Genomic DNA, 16,331 nt, shown 5'->3' with positions numbered 1-16,331 from the left:
TTATTCTAGTGGTCGATAGATTTGTAGTAAGCACTTTAGTGCTTAAATATTTGAGGAATAAAGTCCTCTCTACAAAAGAATTTACCCCTCTCAATTAATGCGATGAATCACTAAGTTACAACCCACTGCAACTCCAACCATAGACGTGGGTTCTTCTCTTTGACCTTCGACATCGGATCGCGCAATAATCGCTTGGCATTCATGCAAACAACCTGGATTAGACCCATATTGTCTGCTACTTCTCTGAGTACTTCTTTTTGAGCTTGCACGCAGGAAATCATTTCATCAGAGCAATAAATTCCTATATATTGCAAACGTCTGGCAGGTCGTCCCCAAAAACAGGTGATGACTTTCACATAACACCCATCCAGCAATTCTCCAACTTGCGGGTAGTAATGGTTGACGACTCTTGTGAATTCTTTGGCTAAGATATCTTCAGCAATCATTGGAACTGATATTTCTGTAGCGTCCATCACGCTATTTAATATAACATAATTTTGTCAATTAAAGATGACAAAATAGCTGATTAAGCTTAAATAAAACCTTAAATATTACATAAAAAAAGAGGTGTACCTTATTTGGCATCACCTCAGATTTACGTAAAGCATCTTTACATCTTCAGATTAAAAATTCGTACTTCGTAATTCGTAATGATATTAGCAGACTCGCCAACGTAATTATGTTATATATAGATTAGGATTTCAACCCTAACCATAATAAATTGTACAACTTTTAGAGATCGCTGACTCTAAGTCTTGATTTAATTACGAATTACGAATTACGAATTATTGTTGAATTCTAGCTTTTGAATTTTTAATTATTATTAGCGAGCATTGCGTTCACAAACTAAGACCTCTGCGATGATTTCCGGCACATTTACACAGTCCGTAAATCCTTCAGAACCACGGATTGGTGAAATAAATGTATAGTTTGGATCGCACGCTCCAGTGTCATATACTTGAATAAACCACCGATCGGGAAATCCTTCTATACCTAGTTCCACAGTGTACCAACTCTCGCCAATCAGACGAGAGTTAAAGATTGTAAACCACTCTCGGTTCTCTTCTGAAATATTCCAGTCTGCCATCAGCAGTTCTAAAGCTATTTGCCCCGCATCCGTTGAAGTCAACAGCATTTTTACTCCTTACTTGTAACTTCAGTATTTGCAACTTCAGTACTGGGAACTTCCGGGTATAAACCTAATTCTTTCGCTAACTCACGCGCCACAAAAAATAAAAATTGGGCACCATCTTGATTGCCTTCATGGGCAAACATAGTTGCTACTTGTAACATTGTTTGTACTAAACCAGAATCAATCAATTCTGGCTTAGATTCTAAAAGTTCTGGTTCTTGACCATTAGGACATCTGAGTAACTCATCAATCAGATTAAAATACAGGCTTTGGCGTTGTTCTTGGTCTGTCATGGTAATTTTCTTGATTTTAGTAAATTGTGAATAAGTTACTGTTCGATACTTTGGTGCCACAGTCTTTCCAACATTTCAACTTGTTCTTTTAAAACAGCAGCACGATGAACTAGATATCTGTCGTAAAAAAGAATCCCTAACCCAACACAAATCGGGGTTAACAAGAAGAACCATTGCAGGATAGTGGCAAATTTATATTGTTCAGCAACAGCAAGCATTTGATGAACCACATTACGATCGGAGGATTGAATGCTAGTCTGAGGGGAATGTGTACCCTCTGTCTGGGGAGCCAAGGCGGGAGCATCTGTAGTTGTGCTGTTAACTTCGTAAGCTAAATTCTGAGATTTTACTAACTCCAGATGTCGCTCCCAAATTATGCCAAATACTACTAGTTCTGGTGAAAGCACTGCTAAGGTAACGACGCAAACTGTAAGAACATTTAAAAGTTTGGCTTTCATCTTGGCTCTCCCTTGCTAGGTAGTATGCACCCAGTAAGAAAATATCTTTTGCTGTTTATCTAAAGTAGTTATATAATTTCTACTTTTTAAACAGTTTTGATATTACAATATGTGTAATCGGTAATTTTTACAATCATTAGTTGTCAGTTATTTTTCTCGTCACTACTGACTACTGACTAATAAAAAGTTACCACCTTTTTGACAAAACATAGGATTATTCAGTCAGAAACAACGCACTTAGATTCGGGAATCTGATTTCATCCTACTCTCAAAAGGGAGATTAAGAAGTCCCCCCTAGTTCACTAAGCTTTCGCTCAGGAATGTTGGGGGGTAGAGGGGAATCTCTGCGTAAATCCTATACGATTTATATCAGCCGCTCTCCACCAAACAGTTTACCCCAGCCCTGTTAAGATTATTAAATTCATTAGAATAGTACTCAAAGCCTGTAATCTATACCGGATAACTATTTTAAAAATTAATTGGGGTATGGGTGCTAGTGTTTTTTGGACGGGGTTCTAGTATTTTCGAGGTGAGGTTCTGGCGTTTTTGTACTCAATCTCAAAGCAATGTAGGCAATGGTTAAAGACTGTTTTAGATGCAATTTTGGACTGACCAAATCTGCACTCAAAAGAAAATATCAATGTCTCTTGAGAAAGATAGACTAAGAAATTAGGAAAAGCAATTAAATATTTTGAAAGTAAATTATATTTTCAGAACAAAGTAAAAAATATTCATATATACAGAATTATAAAAATTGAATCTCAACCCAAGAGACAATAGTCAGCAATTTCAAATGGTAAACTAGAAGAATGGTAAGCTAGCCTCTCCTAAAGTGACAATCAATGGGAATATCTCATAAAAGTTCTTCCTAAACTTTCATATTTTGTGGTTTAGTTAGAATAGATAGTATATGCATTTATTGACATTAAAAGGCAAAATAACTACATCAAAGCTTATTGTTATAAGTAAATACTCTGTACTTAAGATTTAGGATTTTAGGAGTTAAATAATGCGGATTGCTCAAGACATAACAGAACTAATTGGACGAACTCCTTTAGTTCAACTGAACAAGATTCCTCAAGCTGAGGGAGTAGTTGCAAGGATAGTTGTTAAATTAGAAGGTATGAACCCAGCGGCTTCGGTGAAAGACCGCATTGGGTTAAGTATGGTACTCTCGGCAGAAGCTGCTGGCTCAATTTTCCCAGGAAAGACTATTTTAGTTGAGCCTACTTCCGGTAATACAGGAATTGCTCTAGCAATGGTAGCAGCAGCGCGTGGCTACCGTTTGATTTTGACGATGCCAGAGACTATGAGCCAAGAACGACGCGCTATGCTGAGGGCTTATGGTGCAGCTTTGGAGTTGACACCAGGCGCTGAGGGAATGCGGGGAGCAATTCGCAAAGCTGAAGAAATTGTGGCTAATACTCCCAATGCTTTTATGCTGCAACAGTTCCGCAACCCTGCTAATCCCAAAGTTCACCAAGAAACCACCGCCGAAGAAATTTGGACAGATACAGATGGGGAAGTGGATATTGTCATTGCTGGTGTAGGTACTGGTGGGACGATTACTGGGATTGCAGAAGTACTCAAACAGCGCAAACCGACGTTTAAGGCGATCGCAGTTGAACCCAGTAATAGCCCAGTCCTCTCAGGCGGTGAAGCCGGGCCACATAAAATTCAAGGTATTGGCGCCGGATTTATCCCCGATGTTCTCCGCCTAGAATTAGTTGATGAAGTAATTAGAGTCAGCGATGAACAAGCGATCGCTTATGGGCGACGTTTGGCAAAAGAAGAAGGCTTATTATCTGGGATATCCTCTGGTGCAGCTTTGTGTGCTGCAATTCAAGTAGGTAAACGTCCAGAAAATGCCGGACGTTTAATCGTGATGATTCAGCCTTCCTTTGGCGAACGTTACCTCAGCACACCCATGTTTCAAGATTTGTCTTTAGAAACTGCTGGCGCGCGTTAAGCAAATAGGGGGACAAGACGCGGATTTCTCACGCATAGTGTAGGCTTCAGGGGAAGAGGAGTGTGGGGAGTGTGGGGAGTATGGGGGGTAAGACTTCTTCTCCATCCTCCCACACCTCCCACACCTCCCACACCATTTGGATTTCTCTCTTGTGAGAAATCCAGGAAGAGAGTAATCAACCTCCCTGTCCTTCTGATTTGGCTCTTAGATAAATTAAGGTAACTTATACCAATTCTTTGTGAGGTTGCGCCAAATTTTCTTTCTTCCTTTGTGTCCAACTCTTACGAGACGCTGCGCGTAGCTTGCTTCTCCGTAGGAGTATGCGCCCTTTGCGGTTCGTTTCTTATATAATTTGGCGTATCTTTGTACAGAATTGGTATTACCTTTTGAGGTGCGATCTCATCGCAATATTACATTATTAGTGTTTCTAACTCCTTGATACACCCACAGCTGCGTAAATATTGCTACGCTCATTCCCCCTAAAAAGCCGTGGAATTCTTGTGCGGAATTTGCTTATGTCGGGTTGCCTCTATTACAGCTCTTACAGTTCATGCTTACCCAATTATAGATATAGTGCTTCTGGGTTGAGTGCAATACAGACCTAATAAAAACAGCCCTTACGCTGACAAAAAGATTTATTTTATCGAAACTCTTGCTGTCTGGGTGGGTAAAGATTAACATATCTGTGGGCAGAGGCAATATCTCGTTAAATCAACCATAACAATAGTGAAAACCTTGCGCTCTCTATTTTGAATCTTGTTTAACACCAGTTAACCTTATCTGCATATAGTGACTCAAGACCATTACCTGCTAGGTTATAAATCAAGCACAGACTATACTATAGAAAATTTAGTCAAAATTCTTTACAGCTTTAAAATCAGAGGTATCAATGATTATAACTAATTTTAGTAAACAAAGCAATGAATTTAAGGAACCTAAAGTACTCAAAGCGAAACCACATTGGCAAGGGCAAAATTTGAGCGATACTGCTGTCAAAGGTAAAGATACCAAGATGCGAGATCCTGCACCTGATAGTTTGATTTTGAATAACTTAAATCGTGGTCGAGTTGCTATTTTTATTGATGGCTTAAGCCTCTTCCATACAGCCTTACAACTCGGCATAGAAATTGACTACGTTAAATTGCTTTGTCATTTAACCAGCGGTTCCAGACTCTTGCGTGCTTTCTTTTATACTGGAGTTGATATAAGCAATGAAAAGCAACAGGGTTTTTTATTGTGGATGCGTCGTAATGGCTATCGAGTAGTGGCAAAGGATCTCGTTGCGCCAGCAGAGAATTTCAAAAAATCAAATCTGAATGTAGAAATTGCTGTAGACATGATAACTTTAGCTCCTTACTATGACACAGCGGTTTTAGTCAGTGGCGATGGAGATTTAGCTTATGCGGTGAACGCTGTCAGCAGAATGGGCGTTCGGGTAGAAGTAGTTAGTCTGCAAACAACGACTAGTGAAAGTTTGATTGATGTTGCTGACTGCTTCATTGACCTCGATAGTATTAAAACACACATTCAAAAAGATTCTAATCTTGGCTATAGTTATCGCACGTCGTCAAATTCAAACCTCTAATTAACAAGAGGTAGAGAGTGGGAGACACGGGGACGCAGTGAAAAATATCTTTGTGTCTCCTTTTCCCCGTGACTTCGTGACCTGCTTTGCCCATTTTGCTCGACTTTATATTTCAGATGGATATTTTAATAGTTGAAGATGAACCAGAAATTGCTCATTTAATTGAACTCTCTTTAGAAAAAGAAGGATTTTTTTGTCGCACTAGCCGCGATGGCATGAATGCTTTGCGGATGTTTCAAGAGCAACCACCGGATTTAATCATTTTAGATTTAATGATTCCTGGTTTGGATGGGTTGGAAGTTTGTGCCCGAATTCGCCAGAAACCAGGTGCAAAAGATCCTTACATTTTAATGCTCACGGCTAAGGGTGAGGAAATCGATCGCGTCATTGGCCTGTCTACTGGTGCTGATGATTATATGGTCAAACCATTTAGCCCCAGAGAGTTGGTAGCTAGGGTGCGGGCACTATTACGGCGTAGCCTCCGCCAAGGAGGACAACATCAAATCAATCGTACCCAACACTTTATTGTCGATGTAGACCAGCGCACTGCCAGTCGCCAGATAAATTCTCAAGAAGTTGAAATTTTGGACTTAACTACCCTAGAATTTAACTTGCTAACCACCTTTGTCAGTAATCCTGGTCGAGTTTGGAACCGTACCCAACTAATTGATAAACTTTGGGGAGATAATTTTTTTGGCGATGAACGAGTTGTAGATACTCATGTAGCTCGGTTGCGAAAAAAGATTGAACCCGATCCGGCAAATCCGACTTTTATTAAAACTGTTGTTGGGGTGGGCTATAAATTTGAAGATCCTCTGGTAGCGTAAATGTTATGAAGATGGGGCTGAGAGGGCGCCTATTTTTCTCCCACTTAGTAGTAATGATCGTGGGGGTAGCTAGTCTGGTGAGCATCAGCAAAATCTCTTCCCCCCGCTTGTTTGTCTTGCATTTGGAAGGATTAGAAAATCAGGGGTTCGACTTAATCGATGTCCGTGCTGAATTGGTTACAGGATTTGAACTTGCTTGGCAGCGCAGCACTATTTGGTCAGTCTTAGTCGGTACTACCGCCGCCGGAGGATTGAGTTACTGGGTGTCCAGACGGATTATGCAGCGATTGACCGAGATGGAACAAATCACCCAAAAATTTGCTGCTGGTCAAATGGATGCACGACTACCTGTGTCTGACATTCCAGAACTTAGTGGATTGAGCAGTAGTTTCAACCGAATGGCAGCTAGTTTAGAAGGGGTAGAAGCGCGGCGACGAGAAGTAATTGGAGATATGACCCATGAACTCCGCACACCATTAACTGTGGTGCGCGGTTACTTGGAAGAACTGGCTGATGGGGAAATTGAAGCGTCTCCTGAAATCTATCGACGTTTAGCGAAAGAAACTCGACGCTTAGAGCGATTGGTGAACGATTTACAAGAACTATCTAAGGCAGAAGCTGGTTATTTGCCAATTAATATCCAACGGGTAAATTTGCGTCCGTTGTTAGAGTCATTAGTGGAGAAATTTACCGACCAACTATTAGAAGATGGGCCAGTTATGCTCTTGCAATGTCCATCTGTGCTACCTCCTGTATTGGCAGATATTGACCGTACAGAACAGGTATTGGTTAATCTGTTAGGTAATGCAGTACGTTACACTAACGAAGGTTCAATTACCATTACTGTTGGGATTGACGCATCTCAACTCTGGATTGCGGTTAGTGATACAGGCATTGGTATCGCTCCAGAAAATTTGCCTCATGTGTTTGAGCGCTTCTGGCGAGCCGACCAATCGCGCGATCGCCATTCGGGAGGTACTGGTATTGGTTTAACTATTTCCCGCCGTTTGATTGAATTACAAGGCGGTCAAATTCAGGTTGAAAGCGAATTGGGAGTTGGTAGTACGTTTCGCTTTTTTCTGCCTTTGGCTTGAGACAAAACTTTGAGTTCCGAGGGATTGACACAAGGTAGTCATGGCTGTGTCATACCCAATTGCTAATTTGAAAGTATCCAAAATCTTGGTTTGTTGATGAATGCCAGGATTTTAGAAATGCATAGAGTGTAACATTATGTCTACTTTTATTTTGGCTGCGTTTTTGGTTAGTTTACTCAGTGCTTCGGGTTACGCTGCGATCGCCTACCTGTTCCCTCAAAATCGTTCCCAAGACTAAATAATTCGTAATTCGTAATTGAATTCTTAACTACAAAATACGAATTAGTAATTAGTTAATCTCCTTTCGCAATAATTCTGGAATTTGAGAGGGGCGTTCTGCTACTGTCACTTCCGCTTCTTTTAAAGCAGCTAATTTACTTTGGGCTGTGCCAAAGTTAGGATCGCGTCCGATAACTGTTGCTAAAGTCCCGGTTTGACGCCAACTTTTTCCTGGTGGTGCTTGTCTACCTGCAATGTAGGCAATTACTGGTTTATCAATTGCCTCAGCAATATACCGCGCTGCTGCTTCTTCACTACCACCACCAGGTTGACCGACTAAAACGATCGCTTGTGTGGTTTCATCCTCATCGAGAATTTGCAGCCATTGCAAAAATGAGGAACCGACGATCGCATCACTACCAATACTGACGCTAATCGACTGTCCTAAACCTGCTTTTGTTAATTCGTAGGCGATTTCGTAGGTTAGGGTGCTGCTACGACTAACGATCCCTACTGTCCCAGGGGTATAAAATTCGCTGGGTTGAGTCCCTAAGAGAATTTTTCCCGGTACAATTATCCCCGGACTATTTGGCCCGATTACCAAAGTTTCACAGGCTTCGGCTTTGCGGAGTAATTGCACCATATCCAAAGGCGGCACGCCAGCAGTAATAATAATAATCTGGCGAATCTTAGATGCGATCGCTTCTAATGCCGCATCTAACACGTCGTAAGGATCTACACAAATAATTGTCGTGTCAATTGCCCCAAATTGTTCTATTACTTCCTCTACTAAATCAAATACTGGCAGTCCATACAATTCCTGTCCGCCGCATCCAGGATTGACACCAGCTACTAAATTTGTGCCATAAGCTTTCATTTGATCGACATGAGTGCTTGATATAAATTCACAAAAGCCTTGAATTAAGACTTTACTTTCTGGCGTTAGGTTCATAAAAAATTACCGTAAATTTGGCAACCCAGCGCCTTAAACCACTGGGCATAGAAACGACACATTTATAGTGTCGTATTGATTCAATTTTTACTGAAATTCCAAAAATTAGTCTGGAAGCTGAGTGTTCCAAAAGTTAGAAAACGCGCCTCTAGCTAAGAAGATCCAGTTTGAATGTACTATATAATTTAGTTCCAGAAAGCAAAGCTGTACTTGATTTGAGCATCAAATTAAACAATTTATACCCTACGGGAAAAACTAATAATTTTTGATTTTTGAATTGGAACAAAATAACATTCACTATCTTTTATTAGCCATTGGTTTAGCAAGGAGAACTGCTGCTGCCACTGCCTCATCTAAATTTTCTACCACGACAAGCGCATCGGTGTGGGTTTTTAGTGTCGTCAAATATTTTCTCGCAGCGTTAAATTCAGAACCAGCAAGACGGACAACTAAGGATGGAAAATTAAGCTGTCGCCGAACTTTACTACCATTAGAACGTACAACCTGTGATTGAAGTTCGCTGTTGTCTTGCTGCACAACTCTAGCTATAACCTCAGCCACTTCCTCAGTTTGGGGAATGCTACCCAGAAAGTTAATTAGTATTACTTGAATGCTTTTATCAGCCTCCAGCATTTTCAAACCTGTTTCTAGGCGATCGCGGAAGGTAGTTGGTGTAGTATCTGTAAGGAAAGCATGACGTAGATTCAAACAAACACCTGGATTGCCACCAGCATTCGCAACTAAATCTAAAGTTGCCATCACTGAACCAGTACCATTACCTAAAATACCGATTTTTCCATGCATTTGCACACCATCCCAGTCACCCAAAATACCGTTAATTTCAGTAGTGGTATGACGACTGATAATTTTTGCTGCCATCTCGGCGAGATCGGGATGACGCTTGATCGCCCGTTCGTTGACCCTGACTTTACCATTAAGAGCCATAACTTGACTAGTAGTACTGACTGCCAAGGGATTAATTTCGACTAAATCCAGGTCTTTTTGGACAAATAAGTGGTACATCTTCTCCACAACGCTGCTTACCGACTGCATCAGCGTTCCTTGCAAACCCATTTTCAAAGCCAATCGGCGGGCATAAAATGGCGAAAATTCCTGCTCCACGACAACGTAGTGCATTCTTTCCCCAGCGGATTCCCAATCGATATCTGCTTCTTTGCAACCTAAAAGTACCGGTCGGCAAACAGCTGTATCTAAAACCACTGCTAGATAAAATTCTTGGTTGGCGTCGTATTTAGATTCTGCCAGCACAACTTCCGGCAATTCGCCCCATATTGGTAAACTAAAGATATTTTGAGCTGCTGCGATCGCATCAATAGTCGTTTGGGCAAACCTGACTCCACCAGCTTTTGCCCGTTCCGCCCCGTGGACTTGAGATTTCAGTACAATTGGAAAGCGAATTTTTAACCGTTTCAAATCTGTAGGATGGTCAATTCGTTGGGAAGGCAATACCGGAATGCCTATCTTCGCAAACCATTCTTTAACTTGGTACTCTAATAAATCCATTGATACACCTTGTATTGACACTTTCCAAGATTTTGGTTATTCCTGTCTTGATATTTTGCAGCTATAAAAACTTATTTTTCACGGATCAATTTTATCGAATTGAGCAAATGAAGCATATTAATTTTGATAGTCAACTTGTTTGTGCCAGAGCCACAACACATAATTAATCTCCTCAGCAAGTTTCCCAGCATAGAAGATAACTAGCTTTTTTGTCAAAACCCTCTGACATAGCATCGTTTTCTTAACCTTTAGATAATTTGGTAAAAATTGCTCTGCAACTAGAATTTCGCAAAGCAGTAGCTTTTGTGAATTTAATTATCGCAAAGTAATGCAGTGAAAATACTCAAACCTTCTATTATTCCCATTTTTTATTTGTAATTTATATCTGAAGACAGATTATTTAATTTTGCATCTAGCGCTGTAAAAATGTATTGTTACGAACAATATTTACTTTTTTAATTTTTGGTGAAAAGTCAGAATTTGTGTTAGAAAGTTGGTCGTTCAGATTCTCAGGCTGTGGTTGGTTAAATTGTGCATTTGCATTCAACAAACCTAAAACAGTTCATTTCATCCCCTTAAAGATAATCAAAACAATATAGAAGTTCAGCGGGAAAGCTGTATGAAAGTAGCAGTCCAGCAGGAAGATTTACAGCTTTTAGCCAAAACTTTGCAAGAACAATTACTTGTAGAAGTCTCAACGGCTGAAGTCTTCGAGGTTAAGTGCGTCGTCAATAAAGGCGAGCTAATGATTTTAACGCAACACGCGTCAGATGTAATCGTTGACGCTCAACTAATTTTTGCAGTCATTGAGGAGGTACTTCAGTCTCTAGCACCCCACAAAGAACAGCGGGTGCAATGTTTCCTCAGAGTTTTTGGCGAACAACTCCCTTATACTAAATGTTTCTTGGCATTGAAGCCGACGGGGGGATGGATAGCAGAGGGAGATGAGGAAGTAATATTCCCCTCATCATCTCTGACATATTCTCCATTAATCAATGAGAGCGAAGAAGAAAAAGAAGAAGAACTGTTTGACCCGTTTGCAGATGTGCCGAATTTGTCGGCTTCAAAGCCAGGATTCCAGGCCAAACCTATCCTCTTGGGTGCAGCGTTGGTGGGAATTATAGTTTTAGGCGGTGGTGCTTACTTATTGACGCGTCCTTGCGTGATGTCTGAGTGTAAGGAAATACAAAACGCCAAGCAATTAAAAACAAAATCTCCGCAACTGATGCGCCACGCGAAGTCTGAAAAAGAATTAGTTGCTGTTGTACAGAAACTTGCAGCAGCCAGCACAGACCTGAATGTAATTCCTAGTTGGTCGCCTCGCTACCAACTGTCACAGGAACTAAAAGCAAGCTTGTCTGGACGAGCAGAAAAAATCAATCAGGTGGTCAAAGCTTTGCAGACAGCATCTTTGGCGACACAAAAAGTTCAAAATCCAGCATCTAGCTTAGAGGAATTACAAACTAGGCAACACTTATGGCGACAGGCTATAGCGCCACTAGAAAGTATAAGTTCCAGTAGTGAACTCTATGGGCTGGTGCAGGGTAAATTACTGAATTATCGTGTTCGTTTGCACGCTGTAAATCAACAGATATTTATTGAGGAAAAATGGCTGAAAAAACTAACAGCGGCAAAAGTTGTAGCCGTTGCAGCCGAGAAGCGGGAAGCTGCTGCTAAATCCTTGAATGACTGGCAAAAGGCGCAGTCTACTTGGCTGGTGGTAATTAATGCCTTGAATACGATTCCCCGAAATAGCGTTGGATACCAAGAAGCCCAAAAGCTGTTGGTAGATTATAAACCTAAGTTAGTATTAGTACGCGATCGCGCTACAAAAGAACAATTAGCTGTTAAAACCTACCAACAGGCCATTAGCACTGCCAAGCAAGCCAAAGTTTATGAACAACAAAACCAATGGCAAGCAGCGGCGATATATTGGGAGCAGGCTTTGCAAACTGCTAAAAAAGTTCCCCAAGATAGCTTGTACTACACTCAGGCTCAGTCTCTCATCGAACCCTATTCAGCTACGCTCAAACAAGCACAAGAAAAACTACAAGTTGTTAGTAGTTTGCAACAAACCCGTACTGACTTAGATAAGACCTGTATTAATGGAATTCGGATTTGCACCTTTAGCATAGACAATGCAGAAATTATTGTCCGACTAACCCCTGAGTATGACCAAATAAGGCAAAATAACTTGGCTAGTCCTTATTCTAAGAATTCGGATACTGCTGTTGATGTTACCAATCATTTGCAAATCTTACGCGAAGCCTTAGCCGTAATTGGTGAAAATGCCAATCTATCCCTTTTTCTTTATGATTCCCAAGGTCAAGTAATTTATACGCGGACTTTAGGCGGGTAAGTAGCATCCCCAGTGAAGTATAAAGGATGAATTGTACATTAACTAATTATTGGTCAATTTAACAAAATACTGCCACAGCATTTCAAATACCTAAAACCCTGACATAGTAAGGATTATGTCAGGGTTTTTCTTATTTAAGGAAAATAGCGATCGCATCAGTGGGTGAAGATAACAGATTTTAGACAATAATTTCACAATAAACCCAACCAGCTGCTCAACAATTGGTTGATATCCCCATTGATAGTGAAAACTTATAGATTTTAAAGCGGGCGATGGGACTCGAACCCACGACGTTCGCCATGGGAAGGTGACTACTATCTTGATTTGGCAATACTTTCAGGCTTTGTGCAAAACGCTACACCCAATTTACACCCAAACTGTAATTTATATAAACTCGTGTTATGTAGTTATATACCATTGCCACTTACAAGTTATGATAATTGACTGGCTTTGGACTTGGGCTGATTTTGTGACTCATTCTATACCTTTGTAGCCAATCGCTCAATATCTATTGTTCTACAACAACCAGGTGTAATAAAGTCGATTAAACAGATGCGATCGCTCAGACACAGACATAGACCTCAGTAACTTAGCAGGATGCCGGAAAGCTTATAAGTAGAGTGCAACTCATTGTGAATGTGGTGCGCCCCTAGGAGAAGCCCAAGGTTATTTGGTGTTTGAGCAATCTGATAGCACCGCCGAAGCACCGCCGACTATGTAAGCGCAAGGGAATTTGGTGAACTGTTGGGTAATTTGCAGCGTCGAGAGCAACCTAGTTCAGATCGGGGAGTTGCATTGGTAGTTCTCAGCGCTTGCAGAAGTGGAATGTCTTGATCGGTCAAGGTATTCCGGCGGTGAACAAGCCAATCTCAGTGTATTCAAATTTACCTTGAGGAAAAAACTTTTTTAATTGCTTATTTAAATCAGAATTTTGAGGTAAGAAAATCCCTAAAAGCTGATAGTAAGCAGGCTCATCTTGAGTATAAAACCGAGTATGAAAAGATTTGAGTTGAGAAAGCATTTGATTAAGGACAACAGCAATATCTTTACTTGAGTTAGCTTTTATTATCTGAGGTTGACCCCAAGAAATAGAAATTCAAATACACACATACTATAAAGTTATTATTAAGCTATTAGCTGTTAAATAAAGATTTATTAAATGTTTGCTTAACTGTCTTAACTGTCTTAACTGTCCTTGCATTTTCATTCAAATTTTGAAATACTGAGAAGGCTCGAGTCTACTCAGATTCCTCAATCCAAAATTCTGTGTTTTTCTTTAAAGCACATTAAAGGTCCTTTCGACTGAAAATTACGTTGGGGGGTTAGACTGTTGTATAAATTTTTAAAGATGCATTTAAAACTTGACAAGTTAATTACCAAAAAGGTCAATCTCAAAGGAGCTAATATTGAAGAAGCTATCAAGTAAAACTTGTATAGCTTTGTCTAAATTATTCGGAATTAATCTTACGGTTAAGGCGAGTAAAAGTAACTCTTTTACTCGCTTATAAGATTGAAATAAATTTAGCAAAATTACTACACTTTATTATAGGGAGTTAGTAAAATAAAATGACTATTTCAGAAATAGCTAATCTAGAACAGCAAAATAAAAAACAAGCTTTAGATGTTGATAAAAGTTCATCATTTGGGCCAAATCCAAAAAAGCTGTTTACTTTTAAAGTGATTGAATATTTGTTATTAGCGGCTTTTTTCTCATCTGGAATTTTTATTATTTTCTATCCATCAGATAAAACAGTTGTAACCACTGGAGCAATATCTTTAACTGTTTTATTTTTCTTATTACTAATTAACAGACAGTTAGTTCAGGACGTTAATAAATCTGTTAATCAGTTCGAGATTACTAGAAAAGCTCAACTGTATACTTATCTGTTGAATAATAATTCTTGGAATACAGATACACTCGCTTTGACAAGAGGAAAAGCTTTACAATACTGTCAAGATTTGATTGATGATTATAAAAAAGTTCGGAGTTCAGCTAGGAACCTTTATTATGGGCTGCAAATTGGAACAGTTATTTTATCAGGAGTTACACCAATCTTAGTATTGGTAGACAAATTAGAAGCAGGACAAGCTTGGCTCAAGTGGCTTCCAGTACTTTGCCCAGCCCTTGCTTCTATAGTTGCCAGTATAGTCACCTCTTTTCCTTTTCAGAAGAATTCAATTGCTGCTAACACAGCAGTTGAATTTTTGGAAGCAGAACAAGAGAAGTTTATATTGGGGGTAACTTCTCCTTACCGTTGTTATGATGTATCTGATGAAACTCAACAGCAACAAAAAGCAAGCCAAGCATTAGAATATTTTATTGTTCAAGTTAATAATATTCATCTCAACCAACTACAACAACAAGTGAGCGACCAACAAGCAGAGAAGTCGGAAAAGACAGAATTATCTCCATCTAATGAATTAAAGTAAGAGCAAAGTTAAATAAATCTAAACTATAACAATCCTAATCGAATTGTGAGAGAAGACGTAGATTTAACATCAAGGCTAAAAGTAACATTTACATTTTGAGCGATCGCTCTCTTAACCGCAATCTATGAACCTGACGTTTCCAAGCCAGTATGACTTCGTACCACGGTACTTCCGATTAGCTATTGCTAATGTTTTGTCGAATATCATGGTACCACTGGCTAATTTAATTAGCATTATCTTCTTAGGTCATCTCTCGGAAATCAAACACTTTGCTGGAGTCGCCCTCGCTGTAAACCTGCTTAACTTTATCTACTTCGTTTTGCTCTTTTTACGCATGGGAACTACTGGAGTAACAGCGCAAGCAGTCGGACGAGATGACCGAGAAGGTATGTTGTTGATAGGACTACGTAATGGTTTAATTGCTTTGGTGCTAGGTATCGCGCTCATACTCTTGCAGTACCCTTTGGGAGAGTTTGGATTTGGCCTACTAAATGCTACCCCGGACATAAAATCTTCAGCGCAAGCCTATTTAAATACCCAAATTTGGGGAGCGCCTGCGATTTTGCTCAATTTCGTCCTACTAGGTTGGTTACTAGGACGGGAAAAAAGTGCTTTAGTTGTGCTGTTGTCAGTCATTAGTAATGGAGTCAAAATCGCACTTGACTACCTGTTTATAGTTTATCTGGGATGGGAAAGTACGGGTGCAGGAGTTTCTTATGCGACAAGCCAATATCTATCTTTGTTGGTAGGATTGATATTTTTTTGCACAGAATTCCAGTGGTTTGAGGTAAGAGCGGTAGCTGGAAAAATATGGGACATCCAAGCTATAAGAGCTAACTTGACTCTTAATGGAAACATCTTTATCAGCAATTTAGTTATTCTGTTTACCTCCTTAATATTTAACTATCAAGGAGCGCAGATGGGAACGATGATTTATGCTCAAAATACCTTGCTGATGTTAATAAGTAGTTTGAATATCTATTTTGTAGAAGGGCTGGGATTCGGTACAGAAACTTTGGTCGGAAATTTTAAAGGAAAAGGCACTTTACAGCAGTTAGCACCCGTTGCTGGTGTTTCTGTCTTAACTGCTCTGCTGGTAGGACTGTTTTTTGGCGGAGTGTGTGTGCTATTTCCCGATACTGTTTTTAGCTTGTTAACTAACCATACTGAAGTTGTCTCTAACATAGATACTTTTATTCCCTGGTTGCTACTCGTTTTGGTATTTGGTTCAATAGGCTTCACCTTGGAAGGATACTTTTTGGGTTTGGCACAAGGACATATCCTCCGCAATGTTAGCTTGATAGCTTTTGCAGTAGGGTTTGTGCCTGCGGGTTTTGCTGCTATTAAGTTTTCGAGTAACCATATCTTGTGGTTGACTTTATCTTTATTCTATGCAATCAGAATGGTGATGCTGGTGGCAAGCTTACCTACTACATTTGTTCTTGAGGATGGTGATGCCTCCCTCCCAGCTTTAGACAGATAGCATAAG

The 16,331-nt window shown here is 40.0% G+C and carries 14 protein-coding genes; 7 read left to right on the top strand and 7 right to left on the bottom strand.

The window, feature by feature from the left end; translation table 11 throughout:
• Nucleotides 1-110: 110 nt before the first annotated feature.
• From V7K84_RS29305 to V7K84_RS29290, 4 genes are all read right to left on the bottom strand, one after another.
• Nucleotides 111-473, bottom strand: a complete 363-nt coding sequence (locus tag V7K84_RS29305; protein ID WP_334843406.1) for a hypothetical protein — start codon at nt 471-473, stop codon at nt 111-113.
• Between the two features lie 350 nt (nt 474-823).
• Entirely contained in the window at nt 824-1,135 is a 312-nt protein-coding gene (locus V7K84_RS29300) for a hypothetical protein (protein WP_334843404.1), read from the bottom strand.
• Between the two features lie 2 nt (nt 1,136-1,137).
• A complete protein-coding gene (locus V7K84_RS29295) occupies nt 1,138-1,425 on the bottom strand; it encodes a hypothetical protein (RefSeq protein WP_094353489.1) in 288 nt (95 codons plus the stop codon).
• Nucleotides 1,426-1,460: 35 nt separating this feature from the next.
• Nucleotides 1,461-1,883, bottom strand: a complete 423-nt coding sequence (locus V7K84_RS29290; RefSeq protein WP_334843402.1) for a hypothetical protein — start codon at nt 1,881-1,883, stop codon at nt 1,461-1,463.
• A gap of 1,009 nt (nt 1,884-2,892) precedes the next feature.
• On the opposite strand from V7K84_RS29290, the gene cysK reads away from it, so the two are divergent.
• From cysK to V7K84_RS29270, 4 genes are all read left to right on the top strand, one after another.
• Nucleotides 2,893-3,852, top strand: coding sequence for a cysteine synthase A (gene cysK, locus V7K84_RS29285; protein ID WP_334843400.1), 960 nt, complete (start codon nt 2,893-2,895; stop codon nt 3,850-3,852).
• A gap of 889 nt (nt 3,853-4,741) precedes the next feature.
• Nucleotides 4,742-5,437, top strand: a complete 696-nt coding sequence (locus tag V7K84_RS29280) for a LabA-like NYN domain-containing protein (protein WP_334843398.1) — start codon at nt 4,742-4,744, stop codon at nt 5,435-5,437.
• Between the two features lie 116 nt (nt 5,438-5,553).
• Complete coding sequence (locus tag V7K84_RS29275) at nt 5,554-6,264, top strand: response regulator transcription factor (RefSeq protein WP_334843397.1); 711 nt, start codon at nt 5,554-5,556, stop codon at nt 6,262-6,264.
• Nucleotides 6,265-6,269: 5 nt separating this feature from the next.
• Nucleotides 6,270-7,358: a sensor histidine kinase gene (locus V7K84_RS29270; protein ID WP_334843395.1), complete on the top strand. Its 1,089-nt coding sequence runs from the start codon at nt 6,270-6,272 to the stop codon at nt 7,356-7,358.
• A 289-nt stretch (nt 7,359-7,647) separates the two neighbouring features.
• On the opposite strand, the gene V7K84_RS29265 is transcribed toward V7K84_RS29270, so the two are convergent.
• A complete protein-coding gene (locus tag V7K84_RS29265; RefSeq protein ID WP_334843393.1) occupies nt 7,648-8,529 on the bottom strand; it encodes a succinate--CoA ligase subunit alpha in 882 nt (293 codons plus the stop codon).
• 297 nt (nt 8,530-8,826) lie between these two features.
• Nucleotides 8,827-10,053, bottom strand: a complete 1,227-nt coding sequence (locus tag V7K84_RS29260; protein WP_334843392.1) for a succinate--CoA ligase subunit beta — start codon at nt 10,051-10,053, stop codon at nt 8,827-8,829.
• A 619-nt stretch (nt 10,054-10,672) separates the two neighbouring features.
• Here V7K84_RS29260 and V7K84_RS29255 point away from each other — a divergent pair.
• Nucleotides 10,673-12,412, top strand: coding sequence for a hypothetical protein (locus tag V7K84_RS29255; RefSeq protein WP_334843390.1), 1,740 nt, complete (start codon nt 10,673-10,675; stop codon nt 12,410-12,412).
• A gap of 838 nt (nt 12,413-13,250) precedes the next feature.
• Here V7K84_RS29255 and V7K84_RS29250 read toward each other — a convergent pair.
• Nucleotides 13,251-13,433 carry a hypothetical protein gene (locus tag V7K84_RS29250; RefSeq protein ID WP_334843389.1) on the bottom strand — a complete coding sequence of 61 codons (183 nt, stop codon included), beginning with the start codon at nt 13,431-13,433 and terminating at the stop codon, nt 13,251-13,253.
• A 545-nt stretch (nt 13,434-13,978) separates the two neighbouring features.
• On the opposite strand from V7K84_RS29250, the gene V7K84_RS29245 reads away from it, so the two are divergent.
• Together V7K84_RS29245 and gntT are read left to right on the top strand one after the other, a co-directional pair.
• Complete coding sequence (locus V7K84_RS29245; RefSeq protein ID WP_334843387.1) at nt 13,979-14,842, top strand: DUF4231 domain-containing protein; 864 nt, start codon at nt 13,979-13,981, stop codon at nt 14,840-14,842.
• A gap of 124 nt (nt 14,843-14,966) precedes the next feature.
• Nucleotides 14,967-16,325 (top strand): guanitoxin biosynthesis MATE family efflux transporter GntT, encoded by a 1,359-nt coding sequence (gene gntT, locus V7K84_RS29240; RefSeq protein ID WP_334843386.1) that lies wholly within the window; start codon nt 14,967-14,969, stop codon nt 16,323-16,325.
• Nucleotides 16,326-16,331 lie beyond the last annotated feature (6 nt).

It is taken from the genome of Nostoc sp. (assembly GCF_036917315.1).
Classification (GTDB): domain Bacteria; phylum Cyanobacteriota; class Cyanobacteriia; order Cyanobacteriales; family Nostocaceae; genus Nostoc.
This window is presented reverse-complemented; position numbering and strand designations above follow the sequence as displayed.